This is a genomic window from Bacteroidales bacterium (assembly GCA_023229505.1).
In the GTDB taxonomy this organism is placed as follows: Bacteria; Bacteroidota; Bacteroidia; order Bacteroidales; family JAGOPY01; genus JAGOPY01.
In genome coordinates, this window is record JALNZD010000075.1 from 1 (window position 1) to 8,750 (window position 8,750).

Annotated in this window: 11 protein-coding genes; 4 read left to right on the top strand and 7 right to left on the bottom strand. The window is 37.4% G+C overall.

The window, feature by feature from the left end; genetic code table 11:
• The 7 genes from M0Q51_16645 to M0Q51_16675 all read right to left on the bottom strand — a co-directional run.
• On the bottom strand, positions 1 to 1,707 hold a 1,707-nt coding region (locus tag M0Q51_16645), incomplete at its 3' end, for a T9SS type A sorting domain-containing protein (protein ID MCK9401604.1).
• 326 nt (positions 1,708 to 2,033) lie between these two features.
• Positions 2,034 to 2,342 (bottom strand): SEC-C domain-containing protein, encoded by a 309-nt coding sequence (locus M0Q51_16650; protein MCK9401605.1) that lies wholly within the window; start codon positions 2,340 to 2,342, stop codon positions 2,034 to 2,036.
• A 25-nt stretch (positions 2,343 to 2,367) separates the two neighbouring features.
• Positions 2,368 to 2,700 (bottom strand): hypothetical protein, encoded by a 333-nt coding sequence (locus M0Q51_16655; GenBank protein MCK9401606.1) that lies wholly within the window; start codon positions 2,698 to 2,700, stop codon positions 2,368 to 2,370.
• A gap of 161 nt (positions 2,701 to 2,861) precedes the next feature.
• Positions 2,862 to 3,371: a DUF6398 domain-containing protein gene (locus tag M0Q51_16660; protein ID MCK9401607.1), complete on the bottom strand. Its 510-nt coding sequence runs from the start codon at positions 3,369 to 3,371 to the stop codon at positions 2,862 to 2,864.
• 104 nt (positions 3,372 to 3,475) lie between these two features.
• Positions 3,476 to 3,898: a hypothetical protein gene (locus M0Q51_16665; GenBank protein ID MCK9401608.1), complete on the bottom strand. Its 423-nt coding sequence runs from the start codon at positions 3,896 to 3,898 to the stop codon at positions 3,476 to 3,478.
• A gap of 21 nt (positions 3,899 to 3,919) precedes the next feature.
• Positions 3,920 to 4,225, bottom strand: coding sequence for a hypothetical protein (locus tag M0Q51_16670; protein MCK9401609.1), 306 nt, complete (start codon positions 4,223 to 4,225; stop codon positions 3,920 to 3,922).
• Positions 4,226 to 4,345: 120 nt separating this feature from the next.
• Positions 4,346 to 4,735, bottom strand: coding sequence for a hypothetical protein (locus tag M0Q51_16675; protein ID MCK9401610.1), 390 nt, complete (start codon positions 4,733 to 4,735; stop codon positions 4,346 to 4,348).
• A 437-nt stretch (positions 4,736 to 5,172) separates the two neighbouring features.
• Here M0Q51_16675 and M0Q51_16680 point away from each other — a divergent pair, with 437 nt between their 5' ends.
• From M0Q51_16680 to M0Q51_16695, 4 genes are all read left to right on the top strand, one after another.
• Positions 5,173 to 7,224: a histidine kinase gene (locus M0Q51_16680; protein ID MCK9401611.1), complete on the top strand. Its 2,052-nt coding sequence runs from the start codon at positions 5,173 to 5,175 to the stop codon at positions 7,222 to 7,224.
• Complete coding sequence (locus M0Q51_16685; GenBank protein MCK9401612.1) at positions 7,224 to 7,820, top strand: response regulator transcription factor; 597 nt, start codon at positions 7,224 to 7,226, stop codon at positions 7,818 to 7,820. The genes M0Q51_16680 and M0Q51_16685 overlap by 1 nt, the downstream gene beginning before the upstream one ends.
• A gap of 133 nt (positions 7,821 to 7,953) precedes the next feature.
• Positions 7,954 to 8,394, top strand: coding sequence for a response regulator (locus M0Q51_16690; protein MCK9401613.1), 441 nt, complete (start codon positions 7,954 to 7,956; stop codon positions 8,392 to 8,394).
• 34 nt (positions 8,395 to 8,428) lie between these two features.
• Positions 8,429 to 8,665: a hypothetical protein gene (locus M0Q51_16695; protein MCK9401614.1), complete on the top strand. Its 237-nt coding sequence runs from the start codon at positions 8,429 to 8,431 to the stop codon at positions 8,663 to 8,665.
• Positions 8,666 to 8,750: the final 85 nt, after the last annotated feature.

Consider the following 8,750-nt stretch of genomic DNA (forward strand, 5'->3'; position numbering starts at 1 on the left):
CCTGTGAACAAAAGATTCGCCTCCGATCGTAACAGTGTAGAAATAAATTCCGGATGTCAGCAGGTTCCCGTCAATGGTCATTTTGTGCATCCCGGCATTAAGTATTCCTTTGTCGTTGCTCATGATCTTCTGTCCCATTACATTGGAGACATCTACCACCACATGGGCCGCATTATCCAGGTTGACATTGAAGTATGTCAACCCATTAGCAGGGTTAGGATAGTTCTGGCTGACCATATTTCTTCTTCCGGCCGGATTTTCCTCAGTTCCGATTGGCAAGAAGGCGTTATACGGTATTTCCCGGTACTGAATTATATTGTCATGGTAAGGAATTGCTGAACTCCAGGAAGCCATTCCGGGTTGATCAGAGGTCTGATACAGGATCCGCAATTTATCACCGCTGATCTGTTTTGTCATAGCTGCGAAATTAAATTCATTTCCGTTACAGCTGGAGTCAGCATTGAGGTCTATCGGCCCGGTTGACCAGGTTGTCTGGTCATGGAATCTGGCACGGCCAAAGATATGCCGGTAATTGATCCCTTCCGGATTGGGATTTTGCCACGTGATACCGGAATAAATTACAAACAGGTTGTTTAATTCATCAACCGAAATTTGCGGGCGGCTGGTCAGGCCAACCCGGGAACCGGGGACGACGTTCAGTGTATCGCCGGGGTTCGGGCCGTCGGAATAATAACCCAGCAACTGGCCATGCGCATCCAGGGTATCAAGATTCAGACTATCCTGAAGCATGGGCATGGTGGTGTTCCAATATATGAGACCGTTTAAATCGAAGATGAAATTGTCAGCGCTATCTTCAATGGATCCGCCGCCAATACCGGATGCAAAATGGATAACCCCGTTCTGGTCCATTTCACAGGTAACGGCACCGTCAGTTGATCTCCAGGAAGGCAGATAGGCGGTACCATCGGGAATTTTCTTATTTACATTGCCCAGGATGGTGATCTTGGTCCAGGTTTCCCCGTTATCGGTTGATTTCATGATGAAGGTATCAGTAAATGAACCGCCCACAGCAAAGTAGATGGTGTCGCCTTTCGGGCTGCCCCAGGCAAAGGTTTCTGCCAGAAAAAAGGAATAATTGGTGGAATCCATGCCTGGGATCTGAATGCCGGCTTTATCCCAGGTTGCTCCCCCATCCAGTGAACGGTAATACAGGAGTGCGGGATCCAGTCCCAGATATGGCGCTCCGCCGCTGATTGCGGGGAAAGAGCAGGCAAGAATGTGAATATAGTTATTGTTGGGGCCGTTGGTGATCATATTCGGCCACATAACGCCAACACATCCGGCAGGTATCGGAATTAAATTCTCGGTCCAGTTTCCGGTTCCTTTCACAGGCCGGGTGTTCATTACAAGAGGCAAGGGTCCACCCTGGTGAGAAACGACAATTTCGCCATTCCCGTTCCATGCAGCAACCGATGGCCATCCTGCTCTTATTGTCTCAATCCTGCCTGTTGGTGCCGGGCCCCAAGCTGAGCCGTCGAAATAATTATAGCCGGTCCCCCTTTCAGGAAAGCTCGGTTCTGACTGCCCTTTGGTCCAGATGCCCGCAATAGTGCCATCGGGGAAAAGTACAATCCTGCTATTTACGGAATGATTGTTTTGATGATCGAATCGTGTCTGGCCAAGGTCATTTTCAAGAACTGATTTGGAATTAACGGAATGGTTACTGGCCTGCAAGGGATCAGCCACCGGCATGTCGGTGACACCAGCAGGGATGGCCCGGACCAGTCTCGGATTATCCTTTGGAAGATGTTATGCCACGGCGGCAGCCCCAACGGATAGTGCAAAAACAAAAAGCAGGATTTTTTTCATGGTTTTTGGTTATAAAGGTTAACATCTGTTATGAAACTGTCTATTTTTTAAATGCCCTGTAACGCTCTGCCGCTATGCGACGGGCGGGATTGATTTGGTACTTTGTGCCTAACAGACTGACCTATTTTACTTGTAATCTGCATATTAATCGATTTTGCCCGCCTGATCGCATAGCGGCTTATTAGGCTCTGGCTATCATTATCTTATTTCATTAAACAGCATTTTTTATACTTCTTTCCACTTCCACAAGGACAAGGATCATTTCGGTTAATCATTGGCTCAGTATTTACTACTGGCAAATTGTCAATTTGTTTCATTTTCGGCCTTTTACCACCAAACGATTTTGGATTTAGCATATATTCCAATTCTGAAATGTCCTCTGGATGGTCAGGTTCTATTCCACAGATGTATCTCCAATTGTTTTTTTCACAAATTCCTACGACCTCCTCCATTCGAATTTCATTATTCACGCGTATTCTAATTGGATTGTCCGATGTTCCAGATTTCCCCATTATTATTACTCCTTTTTATTATATGCTAATTCCAACTCGATTGGTTTAACTTCATGATTCTTTTATGTCTTTTCTTCTGGTAATCAATGATTTCTTTATATAAGCGATGATTAGATGAAATAATCAAATGTGTTAATCCACAGACAAGAGCTTCATCTCCTCTTTGTTCAATCATACATAGAATTCCCGAAATATCACCGCTATTATATACATCTTTTACTACTAATTCGGTCTTGAGTGCAATTAGGAAACCTTTTTTTCGTAATTCCTGAACCAGTTCTCTAATCGGAAAAGCCGTAAATGGAACAATCTCCTTTAATCTTTTAGTCAATTCTTCATATTGCTCTTTAATATCCATGGTCATTCTTTTATGCTACTTACTTTTTTTTAGCTTGCAACTAACTACCTTCTGCCCGTCATCCCGGCAATCCTACATATAATAGGCATGTGGATAGGCGATGAAATAAAGCGTGTTAGATATCCCATTGTATTATCTATTTGTTACAAGTGGTGATTGATTTATTCTGATGAAAATAGGTCCGGACCAGAATGGTCTGACTTGTTTTTCTTTTCTTTTTTTGGAAGTATTTTAGGAATTAAATCTGTTGAAATGATAAACCCATTGACCATCCTTAACCTTTCAAATGGATTATTTTGTGTAATATGTTGTGTGGAAAATTCTGCGTCAAAATATCCAAGATTCAATAAATCTCTTATGAATTTTGATTTTGTTCCGGTCGAAGATTTATTTGTTCCAAAAAAAACATTGATTTCTTCAACTGTCACGTAGGGTTCAAATGATTTATCGAACAGGAAATTTATCGTTCCCAGAGCATGGATAACTGCAGCGGCCCATATTTCAATCTTTCCACTCATAAATGGAACATCTCTTTTTCTTCCAAGTTTATTTAAAAGCCGTTCTGATAATTCAAAATAATCATCATCAAGTTTTTGTTTACAAAACTCTTTAATCAAAGTAAGGATTTGATTTTTTCTGCTTTCAATCGCCAATTTTTCCATTTTTTCCATTTAGTCCTAATGTTTGAGATTTATTTTGTATTGCCCCCAAACGAATTTCTAATTGTTTGTAGCCATTCTTAATATTATTTGCATCGGGTTTACAGGCTTGTTACCTACAGAGGGTTTTCGTTTTCATCCGGAACGGGTTTTCTTTTCAATTCGTTCAGTTGGGTAATGCGATATTTGTTTAGGTAATGGGTCGAATATGCTTTTTCAATATTTTCCTCTCCTGATTTAGAAAATTGTAATTTCTTTTTTGGTCCTTTCCCATATCTATTATATGCAGTCCAAGAAGGTTTCAATTTCATTTTCCTTGATATTTGTCTGATTATTCGGTTTATAGTTGTCAACTTTCCCAGGTTTATCTGACATGCTTTTTCAAGGTATCCAATTTTTCCCTTTCTCCAATTTTCATAATCTGTTTGTGATAAATATCCTAACCTAATCAAGACATCTGTCGAGTTAATATAGCCTTGCTTATTAACCAACTCACTAACTATGCTATTAATTTTTTTCTCTAATTCAGAATTATTCATAGATAAATGTAGGGTTACATCTTACAAATTATTTCTGGTTTTATCAATATAATCCATTGCGTTAATAATTTTGTCATGTAGCTCATTAACAAGGGTTTTATCAATGTTATTTTTATTTTTTAAATCGTCAACCACCATTTCTAAACATTCTAAATCCCATAAATGAAAACCAATTTTTCGTTTTCCTGTCAGGTTATCTATTCTTCTGTCTAGTCCAAAAGATTCAGCCATTTGGTAAGTATTGTCTTGAAGTAATTCTAATTCAGCCTTCTCAAATTTTAAATATACCCTAATGTCTTTCGTACCCGGTTTCATATCTGTTGTCAAATTTTCAGTTGATTTTTATCCGTCTTTTTGAATCTTGATATTTCGTTGTATTAATATATACAGGATTATATTCAGTACCATCATCAAAATAACATTTTCCTTCATTCATTTTTCAACATTTTAATTGCCTAAAAATTGCTTGAAGAACGCTAACATTTCTTTCCGGGAAGGTTCCCAACTTGGAGGATAGGCTGCATTTCCTGCTTTTAACGCACCCTCAATCGTTCCATCAAGATGCTGTTCACCTGGAAAAAAGACTTCATCAGGATCGTAACGCTCACTACTCCATTTAAAGATTGCAAAATTCCAATCGTCGAATTTGCCTGTATATTTAAGCCTTGCAATTGGACCATCTCTGTCACCTTCTCTTCTGTTTAAATATAGAAAGTTGCCTTTGTAAATGGCATAATATTCCATACCCGATTTCTTTTTATATGTCTTTGAGTTGAAATCAGCAATAATTCTGTTTGCTTTCTCTTGAATATCTTCTGGTATTTTTGTCTTTGCCATTCTTTTTTCGTTATTATTCAGTTTGCCGGTAATTACCTTCCACCCGTCATCTCGACGGTCTTAAAAATAATAGGCATGTGGACAAACGATGAAGTATTAAATCGTGTATAAAAATCGCAAAAAATTATACATGTTTATTCGGATGTGAATAAATAATTGCTGTTTAGTTATCAAATCCAAGTATACATTGAAGAAGTTTGTGATTATATTTGTCTATTCGTGAAAACCTGATTCATGGACGATTGAACATGGAGGATGGACGATGGGAAATGAAATGTAAGATCTCCATAAAAAATCATCCATAGTCCATGTAGGATTGGATTCCTATTGCATCAATTAATTTTATTCTCTTGATTTTCAAATCAGTTTACTTTCAATTATTGATTATCCCTTAAATAAATTGTATATTTAAGCGCCGTTTAACCAAAATTGGAGTGATGAAATCAAAATTTTTAAGGATTTTGTTACAGATAAGCATCAGTTTGATGCTTACCGGCTTTATAGCTTTTTTGATATTGCCGGATAGCAATAAGTATAAATCAACTCTTAAAGATTATCGTTCTGATCCTAAGACCGTAATCACTTATTTTGATTTAGATGGTGACGGGATTAGTGAAGAAATCCGTTTTCATAATAGTGATTTATACCATTACGTAATGGTTTATGTAAATAGTACAATTTTAGAAGATTGGTATTTGGATGGTTTGATAGGAAATTTTGGTTTTGCTGATTATAATAGAGATGGGTCTTTTGAAATCTATGTCAATACTTATTATAATGATTCTATTTTTATTAACCAGATTAATCCTTGGAGCAGGCATTCTGATAGCACAAGATCAAAATATGTTGATCGATATACAGAATATTCTGGAAAAATTGAAAAATCTGGGCAATTTGAGGGTGCTGTTGATCTTAATGCAGATGGAACAAATGATATCATATTTTCATTTTTAGCCGGACAATCTCAAAAACCCAGAAAAATTGCAGCATGGGATATTTACAATGACACATTATTCACTTCCGAATATTCCGGTACTGGAATATTGGGTCTCGAATTTTTTGATGGAAATCATGATGGATTTTTGGAAATCTTTGGAAAAACTGCAGCATTTGAAAATTGTAAGAAGGATTTTCCTTATCCTGATACCATGGCCTGGCTAATGGTTCTGGATCATGATCTTAAATTTTTATTCGACCCCATCCCCTTAGGTGGAAAAACCTCATCATTACAATATCTACCTGTAAAAGGTGGATCAGATTATATTATTGCGCTATTAAAGAACGAAGCAACAGGGGCAAGTTCTTCTGAAATTCTGCTATTTGATATGACGGGAGTTCAGATTAATAACCGCCCATTGATTGACAGAAGCCCGGGTTGTGATTTTTTCCTTCTTGCATCGCAAGTGGCTGATGAAAACTTTCATTATCTAATTACGAGTGAGGGTACAGTTGAAATAATAAACAATAAATTGGAAATTATAAAAAAAATTCGGGTACAACCATTTGCTGGCGCAACTCCTCGGAAAATAGACATTGATTTAGATGGCACAAATGAATTAATATTTCAAACCAGGATTTACGATGAATTCATCATTTATCGGGACGGATTCAGGCATCCTGTAAAAATTAAATTGCCTCATGGGGGGTCTATTCAAAATTATTCGATTAATATGTATGAGGGGAATAAGCATTTTTTATGTTTTTATTCTGAGGGTTATCTGATGCAGTTTGATTATCTGCAAAATGACTTGTATTATTGGAGATATTTAATTTACATAATTATATTCACGCTTATTTTTCTGATTATTCGTTTCTATTTCAGGTATTTAAGTAATTTGAAATTCATAAACAGAACTAAAATCACTGAGCTTCAGATAAAATCCATCAGCAATCAATTAGAACCTCATTTTACATTGAACACGCTGAATGCAATAGGTTCGCTATATGCTCATGATGATAAAGACAAAGCGGATTTCTATTTTGCTAAATACGCTAAACTGGTCAGGAATACTTTGATCCACTCTGAACAAATCTCACATTCGCTAAATGAAGAATTGGAATATGTGAAAAATTATCTCGATATCCAGAAATTCCGGTTCAATGAACGTTTTGATTATACTGTTTCAGTATCTGAAGAAATAAATCTAGATCTAACAGTCCCTAAAATGCTTCTGTTCACCTTTGTGGAGAATGCCGTCAAACACGGGCTCAGGAATAAAGAAGGAAAGGGACACTTAATCATTTCGATCGAGTCTTCCGAAAAAAAGTACAGGATGACCATAGGAGATGACGGGATTGGCAGGGAAAAGGCCAAAGAATATTCAGGGATGAGTACCGGGAAAGGACTTCGGATACTAGACGAAATTCTCGATTTATATAATAAATTATACAGGCAGCGGATCATATACACTATCAAAGACCAATACGATAATACCGGTAAATCTGCCGGGACAATGGTTATAGTGGAATTACCAATAAAATCAATATGATGGAAACAATCAGATGTTTGTTGGTTGATGATGAAAAAGAAGCTACTGCAAGGCTTGCTATCCTGCTCAGCAAAATTGAGGATATCAAGATAATTGGTATATATAACGAACCTGAATTAGCTTTAAAATCCATAGTTACAGACAAACCTGACTTGGTATTTTCTGATGTGGAGATGCCCCGGATGAGCGGATTTGATCTCGTTACAGCGGTAAAAAACACAGGTTTTATCCCCATTTATATCTTTGTTACCGGGTTTAATCAATATGCAATTAAAGCCATTAAAAGCGCTGCCTTTGATTACCTAGTAAAACCGGTAGACTTCGATGAATTGAAAGAAGCAATCAGTAGATATCGGGAAGTGAATCCTCACTCAACATTTAAAAAACCAACTACTGACAAATTGAATTCACTTAGCGAGCGGGAAAAAGAGATCATTAAGTTGATCGCTCAATGTAAGACCAGCAAGGAAATCTCTGAATTACTTTTCATCAGTAAAAATACCGTAGATACCCACCGGCGGCATATCCTGGAAAAACTGGATTTGAGAAATACCCAGGAATTGATTGTTTTTGCCATGGGAAACAGCCTTTCTTAGCCTCAGGTATACACTTTATCATTCTCCCTTATCTCTTTACACTTCTTATTTTTAAAAAATACTCACCTGTGAGTATATGGATTACTTATGAGGTGTGAGGTTTAGCCCCAAGCCGCGTGTGTAATTTTGGGTTATGAAATTACAGGACCAAATATCACGCTCACAAGCTCAATCGGCAAAATTAACCTGTATAATTGTTGATGATGAGCCGCTTGCCCGGTCCAGACTTGAGCGAATCCTTTCACGAAATAACGAAATAAGAATTATCGGCTCTTACGGTGATCCCACAAAAGCACATGCTCACATCCTTGATGAACAACCTGATATAACATTTCTGGATATTGAGATGCCTGGAATGAATGGGTTTCAGATAGAAAAGGAATTAAGGCTGGCATCCTGTAACACACAAATTGTCTTTGTAACCGGAAATATTCACGCCATTCGGCAGCTTGAAATGAGGAAGGATGTTGGTTTTTTGGTTAAGCCGGTGGATGGAGAGGAGTTGAAGGGGATTCTGAGCGAATGTAAAAAGAGTTCGAGCAAATCAATAAACAATGAGATTGTCATACAATAATGAAAGCTTTTAAAATCAATAAAATAGATTAAAAATGAAAACAAAAATATTAGTCGCAATAATAATTGCATTATTTCATTTCCATGCGTTTCCTCAATTCCAAGCAATAAAAACTCTTGAAGCCTCACAAGATTGTGTATGCGCTTCAGTGCAACCTAACACAAATTTGAATCCTGATCCTTTAACAATAGGATCAATTATTGAAGGTAATAATTATTACTATGTTAGTTTATATAATACTCCCCAAAATTCAGACCACTGGTTAAGTTGAAAAAAGTCTAATTTTAACAGTGGTATTATGAAAGCAAAAAGAAGAAAATTTACGTCGGCCTTTAAGGCCCGGGTAGCCATTGAAG